The organism is Nocardia carnea NBRC 14403 (assembly GCF_000308515.1).
GTDB lineage: Bacteria > Actinomycetota > Actinomycetes > Mycobacteriales > Mycobacteriaceae > Nocardia > Nocardia carnea.
The window spans coordinates 87,872-104,921 of record NZ_BAFV01000013.1; the positions used below are offsets into that span (position 1 = coordinate 87,872).

Here is a 17,050-nt window from a genome sequence, read left to right on the forward strand (position 1 = left end):
CGGAGAGAGCGTTGAGGTGATCGAAATCTCGGCTGATCAAGCTGTCGTCATCCGCGCGTGCCGACGTTGATCCGAATGCCGCGCGGTTCGCTGGTCGCGCGAATCTGGCCGAGCGATCCGACCACGTAGGTGGCGTCGAGTTCGTCGTGAGAATTCGGTTGTGTCACACCGATGGTCCAGCATCCGGCCGCACTTCCCGCGTGCAGGCCGGCGGGTGCGTCTTCGATCACCAGGCAGTCGGCGGGATCGACGCCCAGCGCTGCTGCGGCGGCGAGATAGCCTTCGGGGCTCGGTTTGCTGTGGACGACATCGGCGGCGGTGACGATGGTGGGGGGTGGAGCCAAGGTGGCGGCGCGCATCCGGGCCGAGGCCAGTTGGGGTGAGCAGGAGGTCACGATTGCCCACTGCTGCCGGGGGATTCGGGAGAGCAGGGCGGTACTGCCTTCGGTCAGGGCGATACCGTCGAGAATTTCCAATTCGAGTTCGTCGATGCGAAGGAGGGCCCGTTCCCGCGATGGCGGCGGGAGCAATTGGTCGACACGGTGTTTCGCGGTGACGCCGTGGACGATAGGAGGCATATCGATGTCGAACTCGATAGCCCAGCGGTTCCAGGCTTTTTCCGTGGCCGCGAGCGAATCGATCAGGGTGCCGTCGAGGTCGAACAGCACAGCGGCGACATATAGGGCGTCACCGTCCGGGTGGCATCTGGCCATCATCGTCCATAGGACGCGCGTCGGGCCGTCACAAACCTGTCACGCGCGGTAGCGGACCAGGTTTCGGTCCGCGGTTCGATCACCTCGTCGATTCGGGTGGTCCACGTCGGCGGTTCCGCGGCGCCGGAGAGCGCCCACGCCGCCTGACGTGCACTACCGAGCGCGACATACTCCTCCGGCATCGGGACGGTGACCGGCATCTGGAAGACCTGAGCGGCCGCCCGGCGCACCGCGCCCGAGCGAGCGCCGCCGCCGATGAGCAGGGCGTGTTCGAGTGGCACGCCCACCGCCCGCAGACTGTCCAATGCGTCACGCAGCGCATGCAGTACGCCGAGCACGGCGGCGCGGGCCATATTCTCCGGTGTCATATTGCGGCGGGTTACACCGGCGATGATGCCGGTGGCGTCCGGCAGATCGGGGGTACGTTCCCCATCGAGGTAGGGCACCATGACGAGACCGCCGGCGTCGGGGGGCCCGGCCTGGGCGAGCTGGTCGAACTGGTGGAGGTCGACGCCGAGCATGGTGGCGGTGGCGTCGAAAACCCGGGCGGCATTGAGTGTCGCGAGCAGCGGCAGGTTGCCTCCGGCCGCATCGGCGAATCCGGCGACGGTGCCGGTGGGATCGCACACCGGATTCGGCGTTGTCGTGAAAACCGTTCCACTGGTGCCGATGCTGATGACGACATCTCCCTCCCGTATGCCCAATCCCAGTGCGGCCCCCGCATTGTCGCCGCATCCAGCAGCGATCGGTACCCCGGTGCGGGTCGTTCCCGCCCACTCGGAGGGCCGTAACACCGTCGGGAGCGTGGGCAGGTGACCCAGGATCGTTTCGACGAGGTCTTCGCGGTAGGTATCGCCCGGCACCGAGTAATAGCCGGTGCCGGAAGCGTCACTGCGGTCGGTGGACGGCGGCCCGTCGCATGAGCGCAGCCGCCAGCTCAGCCAGTCGTGTGGCAGGAGAACGGAATCGATACGCGCGGCGAGGTCGGGGTGGGTCCGGGCCAGCCATGCCAGTTTTGTGGAAGTAAACGAGGGGACCGGTACGACACCGAGTTCGGTTGCCCACCAGTGGGAATCGTGGAGCTCGCGGAGTTGGCGAGCCTGCGGCGCGGAACGCACATCATTCCAGAGCAGCGCGTCGTATACCGGTGTTCCGGCGGCATCGAGGGCGACCATCCCGTGTTGCTGGGCGCTGACGGAGATGGCGGCGGCTTGGTCGAGGAGCCCGAGCTCGTGGCGCTTCCGCGGGTTCGGATCGAAATGCCCGTCCACCGCGGTCTCCAGCGCCCGCCACCAATGTTCCGGGTCGATGGCGGTGCCATCCGGGTGCGGCGCGTCCCGGCGCGCGACGATCTGGCCGGTCTCGGCATCCACGAGCAGAACCTTGGTGCTTTGCGTGGAGGAGTCGACACCTGCCACGAGCCGGCGCTGGGTCATGACGGCAATCCCATCAGTCGTTCGGCGAGAGCTTTATCGGAAACGAGCGAATTCAGCAGACCGGAGTCCAACGCCGCGCGTACCGCATCGGTCTTGAACTCGCCGCCGGCGACGCCTATCACCTCGTTGATTCCGGCCAGCCCGGCCGCGTCGATCGCGACGCATCGATCACGCAGCAGGTCGACGGGTTTGCCGTCACCGTCGAGCAATACCGCGCCGACATCGGCTCGCACTCCGGCCGCGAGCAGCCTCTTGCGATCGTCTGCCGACAGGGCGGAGTTGGTGGCGAATTCCGAATCCGGGGGCACCCAGCTCCCTATCGCGACGAGCGCCAAGGTCACTCGCGGGAACTGCTGGAACGTGGCCTGTGTTTCCGGCTGCCGCCGGATTGCCTCGGCGGCAGCCGGATCGGAGGCGAGAATGGGTGCGAACAGATTCCACGCGCGCCCGCCGGCGGCCGTGCTGACCCGGCGGATGACCTCGACCCCGGTGGCCTGGCGGAATCCGGCGACACCGGCGAGTTGGACGACCTGGACACGCGGCAGGTTTCGAACGCGACTCGCCATCTGGCTCAAGGTCCGTCCGGCGGTCATTCCGACCACGTCCTCGGGCTCGAGGATCTCGGACAGCAGCCCGGCCGCGACCTCTCCCAGGTGTTCCTGCACGGTCGGCGGATCCTGGGTGGGTGTGCGCACCACCACTGCCCGCCGCAACCCGAAGCGTTCACGCAGGGCAAGGGACAGATCGGCGTCGACCGGTCCGGGGCTGGCGATCTGGAAGCGGACCACGCCGAGTTTCGTCGCGTTTTCGAGCATGCGCGCGACTTTGAATCGGCTCACACCCAGGCGGTCGGCGATCTCGACCCGGGTGCGTCCCTCGACGTAGTACTGACGCGCCGCGTAGACGAGACGAACGACCTCGTCCGGTCCGGGCGTTCGACTCGGCACTGCTTCGCCTCCCGATGTTCGCGCAGTCAACTCGACGTTCCCCTCTTTATGCCCTGTCCGGGGTGCCCGTGCCAGCACCCCGCTCATTTGAGCAGGGTAGTTGCACATATGATTCGCGGTGGCCGAAGGTCGACGCAGTGCCTCATGTCACATCGGGAGAGCCGAACACGCCGAACGTCGTGAATGTGGCCGAATGCTGGGTCGGGTACCCCCGGGCGCGCCGGCGGCCACCTGTTTTGGAGGAATAGAAGTCCATGTATCAGATCCCTCGAACAATGCGAGCCAGCGTGCTGCGCGCTCCGGGCGATATCGCGATAGAAGAACGACCGGTACCTGCGGTCGCGCCGGATGAAGTGCTGGTCGAGGTGAGCGCGGTCGGTGTGTGCGGATCCGATGCGCACTATTATCACGACGGCCGAATCGGTGATTTCGTCGTCGAATCCCCGCTGGTGCTCGGCCACGAAGCCGCGGGGACTATCGTCGCGGTCGGTGCGGATATCTCCGATGATCGGGTGGGGGCGCGCGTCTCGATCGAGCCCCAGCACCCCGATCTGTCGAGTCGTGAAACATTGGCGGGCCACTATAATTTGTGCCCGCACATGCGTTTCTATGGCACACCGCCGGTCGATGGCGCCTTCGCGGAGTACGTCACCATCCGGTCCGGCTTCGCCTTCGATGTTCCCGATACGGTGTCCGACGACGCGGCCGCGCTCATGGAACCCTTGTCCGTGGCGATCGCGGCCGTTCGCAAGGGTGGGGTCAGCGCCGGGCAGCGGGTGCTGGTGACAGGTGCGGGGCCGATCGGTGTCGTCGTCGCGCAGACCGCCGTCGCGTTCGGTGCGACCACGGTCGTCATCTCGGACCCGGACCTGAATCGAGGCGAGCGAGCAACCCAATTCGGTCCCATTGACCCGGTCGCGCCGTCGGCTGTCGCCGATCTCGGCCCCTTCGACGTCGCGATCGAATGTTCGGGAGCGCCGGCGGCGATGGATTCGGCGCTGCGGGCGCTGCGCCCGGCCGGAACCCTGGTGCTGGTGGGAATGGGACCGGACGACATCACGGTCGCCCTCCCGGTGCTGCAGAACCGCGAACTGGTGGTCACCGGGGTCTTCCGGTACGCGAATACCTGGCCGACCGCGATCGAACTCGTTCGTACGGGCCGCGTCGACCTCGACCGTCTCGTTACCGGCCACTACGCCCTGGAAGAAACAGGGAAAGCACTGCGCGCGGTATCGGATTCCGCGCAATTGAAGTTGATCGTGAATCCCCAGAGATGAGTGTGACCACGGGCGCCGCGCTGGCTTGCGACGGCATTGTCAAAGCATTCAATTCGGTACCGGTCTTACAGGGAGTGTCGTTGGCCTTGCAGCCGGGCACGATCACCGCGCTGGCCGGCGAGAACGGCGCCGGGAAGTCGACGCTGATGAAGATTGCCGCCGGGCAGTATCACCCCGACGATGGCCAGGTCTCGGTGCACGGACAGGTGCTCCGCGTCGGCGATCCACAGGAGGCATACCGGCTCGGCGTCGGGATCGTTCCCCAGGAACTCGCCTCGATTCCCGAGATGACGGTCTACGAGAATCTGTTCCTGGGACGGGAAATCAATCGCGCCGGGATGCTCGATCGCCGCGCCATGGCCCGCCGGGCGCGGGAATCGCTCGAACCCTTCGGACTCGATCTCGATCCCCTGCGGAAGGTCGGCGAGCTGTCGGTCGGTGTGCAGCAGATCATCGAGATCGCCAAGGCCACCAGTCGCGGGGTGCGGGTGCTGCTGCTCGACGAGCCGACGAGCGCGATCGCCAAGGGCGAGGTCGCCCGGTTCGGAGCAGTGCTGCGGCAACTGCGAGCCGACGGCGTCGCCGTACTGTTCACGACACACAAGATGGAGGAGATCCGCAACTTCGCCGATCGCGTCGTCGTGCTGCGGGACGGTGAACTCGTCACCGATACGCCCCTTGCCGATATCACCGACGACGAGATCGTGACCGCCATGGTCGGCCGTGAGCTCGGCACCCTCTTTCCTCCGGTCGCACCGCATTCCGAGGAGATTGTGCTGGAAGTGCGGGATCTGGCGGTCGACGAGCGTCCGCCGGCAAACCTGACGGTGCGCCGCGGCGAGATCGTCGGACTCGCGGGCCTGATGGGAGCTGGGCGCACCGAACTGCTGGAAACGATCTTCGGCATGCGCACCCCGCGCGCGGGAACGATCTCCGTCAAAGGTAGCCGGGTGCGCCCGGGCAATCCGGCCGCGTCGATCGTCGCGAAGATGGTGTTCGTTCCGGAGGACCGCAAACGCGCCGGTGCGATCATGGGCATGTCCATTCTGGACAACGCCACCCTTCCGCATGCCGGCGCCTTCAGTACCGCCGGTTACCTGAGCTCCCTCGGCCGGACGCGTGCGATCGGAAAGGTGATGGATGGGCTGCGGTTGCGCCGGCACAGTCTGGCGCAATCGGTGGAAACTCTCTCGGGCGGAAATCAGCAGAAGGTCGTCTTCGGCCGCTGGCTCACCGAAGACGTAGACGTGCTGCTGCTGGACGAACCCACCCGTGGTGTCGATGTCGGCGCACGCAACGAGATTTACAAGATCATTACCCAGCTGGCGGAGCGTGGGATGGCCGTCGTCATGGCGTCCTCGGATATGCCGGAAGTGGTCTCGCTGTCCCATCGCGTGCTCGTCATGCACGCAGGGCGTTTCGCCGGCGAACTCGACCGCGACCAGCTGGGCCGGCCAGATGTGCAAGACCGAATCTTCCGGTTCGCCTCCGGAGACACCGACCGGATATCGAAGGAATTCCCATCGTGACCATCGACGAGCAACCCGACACCGCGACAACCACACTCGCGCTCCGGTCACGACGGTGGCTGCGCCCGCAGACGCTGCGCAATCTGGTCATCGACCACGCCATGGTCGTTGTGATGCTGCTGATCATCGCGTTCTTTCTGTATCGGAGCGCGCGATTCGGCACGATCGAGAACTTCAGCACCATCCTGATCGCCGCCGCGCCCTTCGCCCTCATTGCGCTGGGACAGACGATGGTGATCATCACCGGCGGCATCGATCTCTCGGTGGGCAGCGTCATCGCGATGGCGGCCATGGCCTCGGCGCTGACGGCCAAGAACAACCCGGACGCGATGTGGCTGGCGCTCGTGGTGGCCGTCGGGGTCGGGCTGGCCGCCGGGCTGGTGAACGGGTTTGTGGTGGCTCGGCTCAATGTGCCTCCGTTCATCGCGACACTGGGCATGCTGACCCTCGGCTCCGGCATCGCCTACGTCATCGGCGGCGGCGCGCCGATCAATGGACTCCCGAACAACTTCGGCACCTTCGCCAATACCGAATTTCTCGGGATCAAGATTCCGGTCCTGCTCATGATCGCCGGCCTGGTCGCGCTGGGAATCATCATGAAGCGCACCGCGTTCGGTCTGCGGGTGTACGCGGTCGGCGGCAATCGGCTCGCCGCCGAGATCGCCGGCGTGAAGGCCGATCGGATCCTGTTGAGCGTGTACGTGATCAGTGGCGGCCTCGCCGGCTTGTCCGGCCTGATGCTCGCCTCCCGGGTGATCTCCGGTGCGCCCAATCTCGGCAGCGGTTATGAACTCGACGCGATTGCCGCCGTTGTCATCGGTGGGGCGTCCCTCATGGGCGGGCGGGGCACCATCTGGGGAACGGCACTGGGCCTGCTACTCATCCAAACCCTCAACAACGGTCTCGACCTGCTCGTTGTCCCTGCCTACTGGCAGGACGTCATCACGGGCGCACTCATCGTCGCCGCCGTCGCCATCGATCTGGCCACGTCGAAATACCGCAAACGCTGACACCGGCACATCGGTGAATCCACTGCAAGGAGATAGTCATGCAACGAACCCTTCGCACGCTCGCGGTGCTCGCCGCCGGCGCGGTCGGTGCCACCATGTTGGCTGCCTGCGGCGCAGGTGATACCAGTAGCGGCAAGATCACGATCGGGGTCAGCGTCTACGATATGTCGTCGTTCGTGACCCAGGGCAAGGAAGGTATCGACGCCTACGCCGAAGCTCGCGACGTGAATGTGCTGTGGAACTCGGCGAATCTCGACGTCAGCACCCAGGCCAATCAGATCGACCAGTTCATCAACCAGAAGGTCGACGCCATCCTCGTCAATCCGGTCCAAGCCGGATCGCTCGCGCCGCAGGTGGCGGCGGCCAAGGCCGCGGGCATTCCGTTCGTCGACGTCAATGCCTCCCTGAAGAATTCGGATCTCGACGGCTCCGTGCAGCCCGACGATGTCGCCGCCGGTGCGCAGGAGGCGCAGATGATGGTGGACCGACTCGGCGGTAAGGGCAATGTGGTCATCCTGCAGGGTCCGCTCGGGGGTTCCGGCGAGATCGACCGCGGCGCCGGTATCGACTCCGTGCTGGCGAAGTATCCCGGCATCAAGGTACTCGCCAAGGACACGGCCAATTGGAAGCGCGATGAGGCCGTCAACAAGATGAAGAACTGGATCTCCGCGTTCGGCGACACCATCGACGGGGTGATTTCGCAGAACGACGATATGGGACTGGGCGCCCTGCAGGCCCTGACCGAGGCGGGCAAGCAGGTTCCGATCGTCGGTATCGACGGCATCGAGGATGGTTTGCGCGCGGTAAAGAACGGTCAGTTCATCGGCACTTCCCTGCAGCACGGCACGGTCGAGATGGCGGTGGGGCTGGCCGTCGCGACGAAACTCGCCAAAGGCGAGGCGGTGGATGCGAAGCCGGTCTACCGGATGCCCGCGATTACCACGGACAACGTCGACGCCGCGATGAAGAATGTGGTCACCGATCGCGAGAACTTCCTGCGTAATCTGCCCGACCTTGTCGACAAGAACCTCGCGAACGGCAATATCGCCTTCGAGGGCCTGCCCGGCCAGTAACAAACAGCGGCCGGTAGCCACTCGGGGCTGCGATCGAACCGCGCTTCTCCGCCACGCGCGCGTCCGCGCTCACCAGCGGCGAAGTCCGTCTCCGGGCAGCTGTCACGGCGTTGTACCAGCCGGTCGGCATCATGAACTACGGCGGATGCTCGGCCACGGCAAGCCGAGTACAACGCTGGATGGTTACGCCGACCTGTTCGACGACGATCTGGATACGGTCGCTTCCGAGCTCATACAGTGCGTACGGGTTTCGCTGCTGCGTATTCACTGCGTACCGAGAGCGGGTCGGGGCCGGTCAGTCTCCGCAAAAAAAGCGGGCTGACCAGCTCCGATATCCTGCCCTCGGCAGGACACGCAAAACATGGGCAACTGGAAAATACCTGGTCATCGTGGGGTTATGCCGGTTCTGAGGAGCGCGGGAGATATGTTGCGCGCGCCCTGAAGTTATGGTTCGGGTACCATAACCTTATGGCGCTGAAGAAGACGACGGTCATGGTCGACGAGGCCGACCTCGAGCTGGTGAAGACGGCCGCGGCACGTGAAGGGCGGCCGGAGTCCGAGTATTTTCGTGAAGCTTTTCATCTGGCCGCGATACGCACTCGCCGATGGGATGAGGAGTGGGATATCCCCGTACTCGACTACGGGCATGCGGTGTCGGCGGATGAAATCGATAGCACTGTGCGAGAAGCGATCACCAACACCGAATCCGATGCTGGATGATCGTGATCGGCGACACCTCAGGTCTGGTCGCCGCTTTCAACTCCGCGGATCCCGAGCACGTCCGTGCGCGCGCAGCGCTGCAGCAGGCGGCGCTGACCATCGTCTCTCCACTCGTGTTGCTGGAAGTCGAACACATCACCACCCGAAATCTCAATCGTCGAGCCGCATATGCGGTGAATGATTGGTTGTTGGCGCAAGAGCGCACCGGACGCATCGAAGTGCCCACGGTCTCGGCGGACTTGTTGCGGGTCGCACGCAGGGTGCAGAACAGATACCTGGCCTTGCGCCTGGATCTCACGGACGCCACCAATGTTTCATTGGCGGAACGATACGAAACGGTGGCGGTATTGACCCTCGACCGACGTGATTTCCGCGCAATCAGCCCGCTCACTGGTGATGCCGCGTTTCGTCTGTTGCCCGATGATCTCTAATGCCCTATCGAGCAACGTTCGATAGGTGATCCAGTACGGGGACACGATCTTCCGGCGGCATGAGCCCACGGCCGACTCCGGCGCGAGCAGATCGGTGAGCTGACCCCGCTCGGCCTGGACTTGCACACTGCGGGCCCATGGGCGAACACGCCGAAGAGCAGCCGACGGCCTCACCTGATCGCTGGGCTTGCCGGACCCGGGGCCGCCCTGCTGGGTTGGCGATCGCCGGATGAGTTCGAAGCGAGCTACCCATCACCCGGTTCCGGCTGGAACCTGATATCCCCGCCCTCCAGCAATGCGGGGGAACCTGACTTCAACGGCGGACAGAAAATCGGACCTGGCACGGTCCGTCAGGCTTCTCGGCGCATCCGCTCCGCGGCGTCGACGCCGATACCGACGAGCAGCGCGACCAGCTCCTCACGCCCGACTCCGGACTTTCCTCCCAGCCACAGCGCCACCACATGGTGGGTGCCTGCCACGAGCAGATGTCCGAGCAGTCGGGCGGTCGCCTGCGGCGGGCCGGCGCCGACCAGTCGGACGAGCAGCTGTTCGGTCAGGGCTCCGACCGCGGCCTCGCGGACGGCCATGCCCGCGGGGCTGCCGGCCGACTCCAGGTAAAACCGGGCTACCCGGGGGTCGTCCATGACCGCGAGCGCGCTGCGGGCGGCTACCTCCAGCAATCGTTCGGCGGGGTCTTCGGGTTTGAGCCCGGAATCCTCGATAGCCCGGCCGACCTGGTCGTAGATCAGCTGCAGGGCGCCTGCGACCAGCTCGTCGAGCGAGGCGAAGCTTTCGTAGAAGTAGCGCTTACCGACGCCGGCGGAGGCGCACACCGACGCCACCGTCAACACGCCGAGACCGCTCTCGGCGACGACGTCGAGCACTGCCTCGAGTAGTCGCGCCCGACGCTGCTCGCGCCGCGCTCCGCTGGACATGCCGCCGTAGGGGCGGGCGACGGAGGACATGGCGAGCATCTTGACACGCCGTCCCGCGACCTGTCACCTTATTGGGAACCAAAACGTTCCGGTTCCTGAAATCGAATTTTTGTCCGGCAGTTCAAGGAGGCTCGTCATGGTTTGTTGTGTGGCCGCGCTCGCGGTGATGGCCGCGCTCGACCGACTCCTACGCGCGCTGCGAGGGGGCGAGACGGTGTTCGCTCCACCCGCTCGCTACGTGGTGACCCGATGAGCGCGACCACCGGGGCCGAGCCGCTGCGCACGATGACCGTGGCGCTCACCCCGCTCGACGAGCGCGCGCCCCTGCTACCGCCGGTCACCCTGCGGACCATGCTCCGCGCAGGAGGTGGCCTCGGTGTCGTCTGGCTACTCGGCGCGGCTCTGGCCCTCGCCGGCGACGACCGGCTCCGCCTCCTCGGCGCGGGTTTGATGCTGCCAGGCGGCCAGCACCTCGCGAGCGGCCATCCGCTGCACGCGCTCGTCGCGGTGCTGGCCCTCGTTGCGGCCATGCTGATCTGGTGGATGATCGGCGCGGTCGTCGCGCCTGTGACGGTTTGGGCGCTCGACCTCGCTCTCGGTTTCGCGACGGGCCACCACCCCACCGACGCCGGACTGGGCGCAGTCGCCGTCGCCGGGCCGGCTCTGGCCGCGCTCTGCCTCGCCGCGCACGCGGTGCGGCACGCCCGGCGCCGACAGCGAGCTGTGCGCCTCAACGCGGGCGTTCTGGCCAGGCCGGCCACCATCACCCAGGTGCCCTCTCGCGTCGAGCCGCCGGTGCGTGAGGCGACCCCAGAAGACCTCGAGCGGCTCCGGTTCGCGCTCGACCTCGCCCTGCAGCCGGTGGCGTCCTTCGACGGGTTCGACCGGCGTGACCAGTTCCGCGAGGCAGCGCTGCGCTATCAACTCTGTCTGCTCGGCTACGCGCTGGCGGCCTACCGCCACACCTGCGCCCCTGCCTTCGCAGGCTATCTCACCGAGGCGCACGTCCGCTCGATCGAGAAGATGGGCGACCGGCGCGTATGGGGCTACTGGGCGCTGGAGAACGCGTGGGGCCGCCTGTCACTGCGCCGCGATCCGGTCGACAACGGCGACAACGTCATGCTTACCGGCTGGCAGGGCGTATCGGTCGGCCTCTTCGAGACCTTCGACGACGCCCGCTTCTCCGCGCCGGGCGGGCTCACCTACCGCTGGTCCGACGACGAGGCCTACAGCTACGACCTACCCGCGCTGGCCACCTCGATCGCGACCAACATGGAGCGCTCGTCGTTCACGCTGTTCTCCTGCGAACCTCGGTGGATATACCCCGTCTGCAACACCTTCGCGGTCAACACCCTCCTCATGGACCGCCGCCTGCGCGGCGGCACCGCCTACGACCGACTGCACGAGCGCGTCCGCACCGCCTACCTGGAGGAGTTCCATCGCCCCGACGGCCGTGTCGTCGGTGTCCGCTCCGAAACCCTCGGCCTGTCGTGGAGTCCGTGGGCCGGCGACGCCGTGTGGCTGCCAACGACCTACTGGCTGCACCCCGCGTACCCCGAACTCGCGCACCGATCCTGGCGGCTGCTGCGCGAGACCGTTCTGCAGGAGCGCGACGGCCGCTTCGTTCTGCCTGCGACGTTGGCCAACCGCTGCGACTCCGGCTCCTATGCCTTCGGCGGTGAGGCGTTCGGGCAGATCCTGCTGGCGATGGCTGCCCGCGAGATCGGCGACGAAGAGGTCGCCGCCCGCGTACTCGCCCACCTGGCCGACACCGAGACCACCCACCGCGCGGGCGGGGCGGCGCGCTACGCCGGCGTCTCCACCCAGGGCAACCTCTACGAGCTGATGGCCCGCTTCGGGCGCGCGTCCGGGTTACGCGATCTCATCGGGCACGGTCTGCCGGACCCCTGGCGCACCGGCCCCCGGCTCGCCGACGCCGCCTACCCCGACGTCCTGGTGGCCCGGGCGGTCTCCGACGGCGCTGCGCTGCGGTGCGTTCTGCGGCCCGGCTCGGGTCCGGTACGCACCACCGTCGTCGTCGACAGGCTGGTGCCAGGGCGCCCCTACCTCGTGACGGGAGCGATCGAGCGCGAGATCGTCGCCGACCGAGCAGGTCGGACGACGCTCACCCTCGACCTCGGCGACCGGCTCCAGTTCGATGTGGAGCCCCGGCTGTGACCCGTGCGAACAACCACATCTCCGGGGCGCAGGTACGACGCCGCATCGCCGCGCTCGACCCCATCCGCGATGCCGACGAGATCGCCCGCCTTTCGCTGACAGTCCTGCACGGCCACAGCGCGCTGGTGTACGCGCTGTTCACCGTCGCCTTCCTCGAGCAGGTGGCGGTGCCGACGATGGCGCGCACGCTGTACCGCCGCGGCACGGGCGATATCGTCCGCGACACCCTGCGCCGCAACGACGACACGATCGTCTTCTTCGGCAACCTGCTCGAGCACGGACCCGGCTCCGCCATCGGCAGCGCCTGGATCGAACGGCTCAACGAGATCCACGCGCACTTCCCGTTGCGCAACCAGGACTCCGTCTACACCCTCGCGACGTTGGCTCTGGACCCGCACGCCATTACCTCCGAACTCGGCGTCCGGCTGTTCTCCGAGGCCGAGCGGGAAGCGCACTGGCGATTCTGGCGGGCGGTGGCGGTACGCCAGCACCTCGTCGACCTACCCGACGAGCGCGCCGAACTCGCCCGCTGGGCGATCGCCTACGAGCAGCGCGAGTACGCGGCCTCGGACGACGGACGCGCGATCGCCCGCGCCCTGATCGACGCCTTCGGCGAGCGCTGCCTGCCCCGGCCTGTGCGGTCCGCCGCGCCCCGGGTTATCGCCGCGCTCTGCCCCGAATTGCTTCGTCGCGTGCACGGCCTCCCCGAGCCCGACCTCGCGACCCGTTCGCTGGTGGCCGCTGGGCTGCGCGCCTACGCGGCAAGCGTCGAGTTCCAACGCCTCGACCCGCATCGGTCCCTCGCCGTCGACTTCGGCGAACGGCGCTACGGACCGCGCACACCCGACGAAGTCGGCTACCGACGCGGCGGAACCCCCAACCGCGCCCACCCCCATCGGAGGGCGGGTAAGTCCTAGAGCGTGGCCCGCCCTCGGATGGGCCACAATCAGGGCTTACAAAAGAAGGACTGGGTTGGGAGCGTGGCCGGGTTGGGGAGCGCCCGTTGCGTTCTCGACGTAGTCTTCGTGAATAAATCCACCTCGAGCAGTTCGTCAATGTCATCGAGGTCCTGGCCGATAAGGTCACTTATACCGGCAAAGTTTCTAGCTGTTACAGCATTGTGCGGACGTGAAGAATGGCCTTTGGCCGGTAATTTATGCAGGTCAGAGGCCAATTGTGCCCTCGGCAGGATTCGAACAACATGGGCAACTGGAAAACGGCTGGTAATCGCAGGTGTGTATCCGGTCTGACGGTAGTGGTCGGTTATCACGGATCGGCCGACCGTCTCCATGTTCACAAGCCTTGCGGTGTCTCCGGCTCACATCACCGTGGTGTTCGTTGTCGGTGCAGGTCAGAGCGTGGGCTCAACCATGGTTTCGGAGGTCGCTGATGTCGGCGGTACGGCCGTCTTCGGCGGCATCGAGTGCGGGGGCCAGTGACGCGAGTGCGGAACGGAGTAAATCCGGTAACGCGCCGGACGGCACGACGAGTCCGCTGATCGCTGGGGAAGGGCCGGCGGGCTGCAACCATTGTTGGAGGGCTACGCGAACCGCGGCGGCCACGCTGGCCGCGAGCACGCGGGCGGTGTGTGGGTGGGTGTCGCTGATGCGTTCGGCGATCGCGTCGGCGAGGGGGTGTTCGATCGCGCTGGGGGCATGAACGAATGCGGTGCGCAGTGCAGGGTGGGTGGTGATCAGCAGTAGCGCGTCGCGGTCGGATTCGCCGTGGGTAGTGTATTGATCCACGATCGCGTCGATGACGGCGTCGGCGAGGCGGGTGGCGGGGCGGTCGGCCACTGCCGCCGCGACCCGCCTTTCTCGTTCGGAAGTGACAGCGGCGACGATCGCCTGTTCTCGACTCGAGAAGTAATTGTTGTAGGTCCTCGGTGAGACGCCGGCGGCTGCTGCGATGTCCTCGACGCGCACGTTGTCCGGTCCGCGCTCGAGTGCCAGTCGAAGTGCCGCCGTGCGGAGCGCCTCCCGGGTGGCCTGTTTCTTCTGCTCACGCAAGCCTGTCCGTTGTGTCGTCACCGTCTCAGCATTCCACCTTAGCTGCGTGTACGCAAAGTTGCGTGTACGCAGTTTTGTCTTCTAGTCTGGGGTCCTCACCCCCGACCGACAGGAACCAGGCCGATGAGAGGCAAAGGCATCAGCTACGACACCGGCTTCGTCAGCCACGGCGCACTCTCCCGTGTGCGCTTCGACCCGGACGAGGTCGCACGTGAGCTGCGCATCATCAGAGACGACCTGCACTGCACCGCGGTCCGCGTCATCGGCGGTGATCCCGAGCGGATGGAACGTGCCGCCATCTTCGCCGCCGACCTCGGTTTAGAGGTCTGGTTCTCGCCCTACCCGCTGGAGCTGACTGCCGACGAGATGCTGTCGCTGTTCGCCGACTGCGCCGAGCGGGCGGAACGGCTACGGCAAGGGGGCGCCGAGGTCGTATTCGTCACCGGCGCCGAGTTGAGTTTGATGAACAAGGGATTCCTGCCGGGCGACACACAGCAGGACCGGCTCGAGTTGCTGAGCAGGCGTGATGGCATGGCCGAACGGATCGGCGAGCTCAGCACACGGGTCAACGAGTTCCTTGCCGCCGCTGTGGGTTCGGTCCGCGAACGATTCGGCGGCAAAGTCACCTACGCCGCCATCCCGCTCGAGCGCGTCGACTGGGAATATTTCGACATCATCGGCGTGGATCTCTACCGCTCGGCCGAGGTCGCCGATCAATTCGCCGCAGGCGTCCGCGCACTCGTAGCGCAGGGAAAGCCGGTCGCGATCACGGAGTTCGGCACTGCGGCCTACCGCGACGCCGGTCACCGGGGCGGTCGCGTTCTGGAAGTGGCCGAGTACAGCAAGGACGGCTCGCCGTTCCGACTGACCGGCGAGTACGTCCGTGACGAGCCCGGGCAGGCCATCTACCTGCGCGAGCTGCTGAAGGTATTCGACGACGCGGGCGTCGACAGCGCCTTCGTGTTCCTCTTCGCGCTCGACAACTTCCCGCACCGTCCCGACGGCGACCCCCGTGACGACCTCGATCTGGCCAGCCTCGGCATCGTCAAAGTTCTGGAGAACCGCTGCGGAGAAACATATCCCGGCCTGTCCTGGGAACCCAAGGCCGCCTTCACCGCCCTTGGCGACTACTACGGCGGCTGACCATATCGCGGCACGAGCAAAAGAAGAGAGACACCGATGACCGTCGATGTTGTGATCAGCGGAGGTGGCCCGAACGGGCTGATGCTGGCTTGTGAGCTGAGCCTGGCCGGGGTCCGTCCGCTCGTGCTGGAGCGGCTGGCCACACCGAGTGCGGAACCGAAAGCCAACGGGCTACTCGGTCAGGTCGTGCAACTGCTCGATCGGCGGGGCCTCTACGAGCAGCTCAGTGGTAGTCCGTCACCGCCGCAACCGAACTCCACCTACTTCATGTTCGCCGCGATGGCCCTGGATCTGAGCCTGCTCGACGACAGTCCGATCTACGGTCTGCCCGCCCCGCAGCATCGCATCACGGAGGTTCTGGAAAAGCGTGCTGTCGAACTAGGCGCGCAGATCCGGCGCGGACACGAGGTCATCGGCCTGGCGCAAGACGACGACGCGGTCACCGTCGACGTCGCGGGCCCGGACGGACGTTACCGGCTGCGTACCCGCTACCTCGTCGGCGCGGACGGAGCCCACAGCCTCACCCGCAAACTGTCCGCCATCGGATTCCCCGGTGTCAGCTACGACCGCGCGACCAGCCGGACGGCGCACGCCACCGTCCCGTCCGACTGGGTGGACCCGGCGACCGGCGCGCTGACCGTGCCCGGTTACGGAACCGTCCGGCCGTTCCTGCCGCTGCGCACCGAATATGGGGGGTTCTCCTACGCGCCGTTCCCCGGTCACCCGCCGCTGATCAGCACCATCGAGTGGGACCAGCCCGATACCGGCGCTTCCATGAGCCTCGGCGAACTCCGGGCCAGCGTCCACCGCGTACTCGCCGCCGATATACCCCTCGGCCCGCCCGCCGGCCAGGGACCGCACGTGCTGCGGCGGCTGAGCGGTGGCCACACCCGAATCGCCGACCGGTTCCGAGATCGCCGCGTCTTCCTGGTCGGCGACGCCGCCCACATCTACACCGCGGGAGGCGGTCCCGGGCTCAACCTCGGCCTGCAGGATGCGGCCAACCTCGGCTGGAAACTCGCGGCCCATATCCGCGGCAGCGCCCCGGTCGGGTTGCTGGACAGCTACGAGACCGAACGCCGGCAAGCCGCCGCCCGCATGGTCACCTACGCCCAGGCGCAGTCCGCACTGATCGGCCCGGGCAGCGACATCACTGCCCTGCGTGAACTGTTCACCGAACTGCTCCACGATCAGGCCACGGTGCAGCGCCTTGCCGCCCTGACCGCAGGCACCGATATTCGCTACGACATGGGTGGACCCGATACCCATCCACTCATCGGCCGGTTCGCCCCGGACATGGAACTGCTCACTCCGGACGGGACCGTCCGGCTGGCCGAGCTGACCAGAAACGCACGGCCACTGCTGCTCGACCTGACCGGCGATACGGGGTTGGCCGAATCGCTGACCGAATGGCATGACCAACTCGACATCGTCACCGCAAGCCTCCAACCCGGATTGCCCACCGCACTGCTTCTACGCCCGGACTGCTACGTCGCATGGGCAACGGCATCGCCTCACCCGGACACCACGGACCGACGGGCCCTTCGCACAGCACTGCAGCGCTGTCTCTTACCGGTAGGGCGCCCGAGCTGGCCGTCGGCGTCGGAAATCCGTTGAGACATCGACCAACCCGTGACATCGGCGAGTCG

The 17,050-nt window shown here is 66.6% G+C and carries 15 protein-coding genes; 10 read left to right on the plus strand and 5 right to left on the minus strand.

What is annotated here, in order from left to right; genetic code table 11:
- Positions 1-47: 47 nt before the first annotated feature.
- From ON22_RS03450 to ON22_RS03460, 3 genes are read right to left on the minus strand one after another with little or no spacing between them, the layout of a single operon-like run.
- The gene (locus tag ON22_RS03450; protein ID WP_033244196.1) at positions 48-713 is read right to left on the minus strand and encodes an HAD-IA family hydrolase; all 666 of its coding nucleotides are present in this window, start codon (positions 711-713) and stop codon (positions 48-50) included.
- Complete coding sequence (xylB, locus tag ON22_RS03455) at positions 713-2,149, minus strand: xylulokinase (protein ID WP_033244197.1); 1,437 nt, start codon at positions 2,147-2,149, stop codon at positions 713-715. The genes ON22_RS03450 and xylB overlap by 1 nt, the downstream gene beginning before the upstream one ends.
- The gene (locus ON22_RS03460; protein WP_033244198.1) at positions 2,146-3,096 is read right to left on the minus strand and encodes a sugar-binding transcriptional regulator; all 951 of its coding nucleotides are present in this window, start codon (positions 3,094-3,096) and stop codon (positions 2,146-2,148) included. The genes xylB and ON22_RS03460 overlap by 4 nt, the downstream gene beginning before the upstream one ends.
- A 275-nt stretch (positions 3,097-3,371) precedes the next feature.
- On the opposite strand from ON22_RS03460, the gene ON22_RS03465 reads away from it, so the two are divergent.
- The 6 genes from ON22_RS03465 to ON22_RS03490 all read left to right on the plus strand — a co-directional run bounded on the left by ON22_RS03465 (position 3,372) and on the right by ON22_RS03490 (position 9,136).
- On the plus strand, positions 3,372-4,373 hold the full coding sequence (locus ON22_RS03465) for an NAD(P)-dependent alcohol dehydrogenase (protein WP_033244199.1): 1,002 nt from the start codon (positions 3,372-3,374) through the stop codon (positions 4,371-4,373).
- Positions 4,370-5,902: a sugar ABC transporter ATP-binding protein gene (locus ON22_RS03470; RefSeq protein ID WP_086007656.1), complete on the plus strand. Its 1,533-nt coding sequence runs from the start codon at positions 4,370-4,372 to the stop codon at positions 5,900-5,902. The genes ON22_RS03465 and ON22_RS03470 overlap by 4 nt, the downstream gene beginning before the upstream one ends.
- A complete protein-coding gene (locus ON22_RS03475) occupies positions 5,899-6,912 on the plus strand; it encodes an ABC transporter permease (RefSeq protein WP_231508561.1) in 1,014 nt (337 codons plus the stop codon). The genes ON22_RS03470 and ON22_RS03475 overlap by 4 nt, the downstream gene beginning before the upstream one ends.
- A 38-nt stretch (positions 6,913-6,950) precedes the next feature.
- Entirely contained in the window at positions 6,951-7,985 is a 1,035-nt protein-coding gene (locus tag ON22_RS03480; RefSeq protein ID WP_033244201.1) for a substrate-binding domain-containing protein, read from the plus strand.
- A 468-nt stretch (positions 7,986-8,453) separates the two neighbouring features.
- Entirely contained in the window at positions 8,454-8,705 is a 252-nt protein-coding gene (locus ON22_RS03485; RefSeq protein ID WP_033244202.1) for a CopG family transcriptional regulator, read from the plus strand.
- Complete coding sequence (locus ON22_RS03490) at positions 8,702-9,136, plus strand: type II toxin-antitoxin system VapC family toxin (RefSeq protein WP_033244203.1); 435 nt, start codon at positions 8,702-8,704, stop codon at positions 9,134-9,136. Before ON22_RS03485 ends, ON22_RS03490 begins: the two co-directional genes overlap by 4 nt.
- Before the next feature lie 350 nt (positions 9,137-9,486).
- On the opposite strand, the gene ON22_RS03495 is transcribed toward ON22_RS03490, so the two are convergent.
- Positions 9,487-10,101 (minus strand): TetR/AcrR family transcriptional regulator, encoded by a 615-nt coding sequence (locus tag ON22_RS03495; RefSeq protein WP_169332446.1) that lies wholly within the window; start codon positions 10,099-10,101, stop codon positions 9,487-9,489.
- A gap of 219 nt (positions 10,102-10,320) precedes the next feature.
- Between ON22_RS03495 and ON22_RS03500 the strand changes: the two genes are divergently transcribed.
- Both ON22_RS03500 and ON22_RS03505 read left to right on the plus strand, forming a co-directional pair.
- Positions 10,321-12,249 (plus strand): linalool dehydratase/isomerase domain-containing protein, encoded by a 1,929-nt coding sequence (locus ON22_RS03500; RefSeq protein WP_051157112.1) that lies wholly within the window; start codon positions 10,321-10,323, stop codon positions 12,247-12,249.
- The gene (locus ON22_RS03505; protein ID WP_231508562.1) at positions 12,246-13,166 is read left to right on the plus strand and encodes an oxygenase MpaB family protein; all 921 of its coding nucleotides are present in this window, start codon (positions 12,246-12,248) and stop codon (positions 13,164-13,166) included. The genes ON22_RS03500 and ON22_RS03505 overlap by 4 nt, the downstream gene beginning before the upstream one ends.
- Before the next feature lie 447 nt (positions 13,167-13,613).
- Here the strand turns inward: ON22_RS03505 and ON22_RS03510 are convergent, their stop codons facing one another.
- Entirely contained in the window at positions 13,614-14,279 is a 666-nt protein-coding gene (locus tag ON22_RS03510) for a TetR/AcrR family transcriptional regulator (protein WP_051157113.1), read from the minus strand.
- 102 nt (positions 14,280-14,381) lie between these two features.
- On the opposite strand from ON22_RS03510, the gene ON22_RS03515 reads away from it, so the two are divergent.
- The gene (locus ON22_RS03515; RefSeq protein WP_033244204.1) at positions 14,382-15,401 is read left to right on the plus strand and encodes a glycoside hydrolase family 113 protein; all 1,020 of its coding nucleotides are present in this window, start codon (positions 14,382-14,384) and stop codon (positions 15,399-15,401) included.
- A 36-nt stretch (positions 15,402-15,437) separates the two neighbouring features.
- The gene (locus ON22_RS03520) at positions 15,438-17,018 is read left to right on the plus strand and encodes an FAD-dependent monooxygenase (protein WP_033244205.1); all 1,581 of its coding nucleotides are present in this window, start codon (positions 15,438-15,440) and stop codon (positions 17,016-17,018) included.
- The last annotated feature ends 32 nt before the right edge of the window (positions 17,019-17,050 follow it).

What these genes read in the sequence shown, in the direction of transcription:
- ON22_RS03495 (WP_169332446.1), bottom strand. Translation starts at nt 10,101, where the DNA reads ATGTCCTCCGTCGCCCGCCCCTACGGCGGCATGTCCAGCGGAGCGCGG.
- ON22_RS03450 (WP_033244196.1), bottom strand. Translation starts at nt 713, where the DNA reads ATGGCCAGATGCCACCCGGACGGTGACGCCCTATATGTCGCCGCTGTG.
- ON22_RS03500 (WP_051157112.1), top strand. Translation starts at nt 10,321, where the DNA reads ATGAGCGCGACCACCGGGGCCGAGCCGCTGCGCACGATGACCGTGGCG.
- ON22_RS03485 (WP_033244202.1), top strand. Translation starts at nt 8,454, where the DNA reads ATGGCGCTGAAGAAGACGACGGTCATGGTCGACGAGGCCGACCTCGAG.
- ON22_RS03515 (WP_033244204.1), top strand. Translation starts at nt 14,382, where the DNA reads ATGAGAGGCAAAGGCATCAGCTACGACACCGGCTTCGTCAGCCACGGC.
- ON22_RS03470 (WP_086007656.1), top strand. Translation starts at nt 4,370, where the DNA reads ATGAGTGTGACCACGGGCGCCGCGCTGGCTTGCGACGGCATTGTCAAA.
- ON22_RS03480 (WP_033244201.1), top strand. Translation starts at nt 6,951, where the DNA reads ATGCAACGAACCCTTCGCACGCTCGCGGTGCTCGCCGCCGGCGCGGTC.
- ON22_RS03520 (WP_033244205.1), top strand. Translation starts at nt 15,438, where the DNA reads ATGACCGTCGATGTTGTGATCAGCGGAGGTGGCCCGAACGGGCTGATG.
- ON22_RS03465 (WP_033244199.1), top strand. Translation starts at nt 3,372, where the DNA reads ATGCGAGCCAGCGTGCTGCGCGCTCCGGGCGATATCGCGATAGAAGAA.
- ON22_RS03490 (WP_033244203.1), top strand. Translation starts at nt 8,702, where the DNA reads ATGATCGTGATCGGCGACACCTCAGGTCTGGTCGCCGCTTTCAACTCC.
- xylB (WP_033244197.1), bottom strand. Translation starts at nt 2,149, where the DNA reads ATGACCCAGCGCCGGCTCGTGGCAGGTGTCGACTCCTCCACGCAAAGC.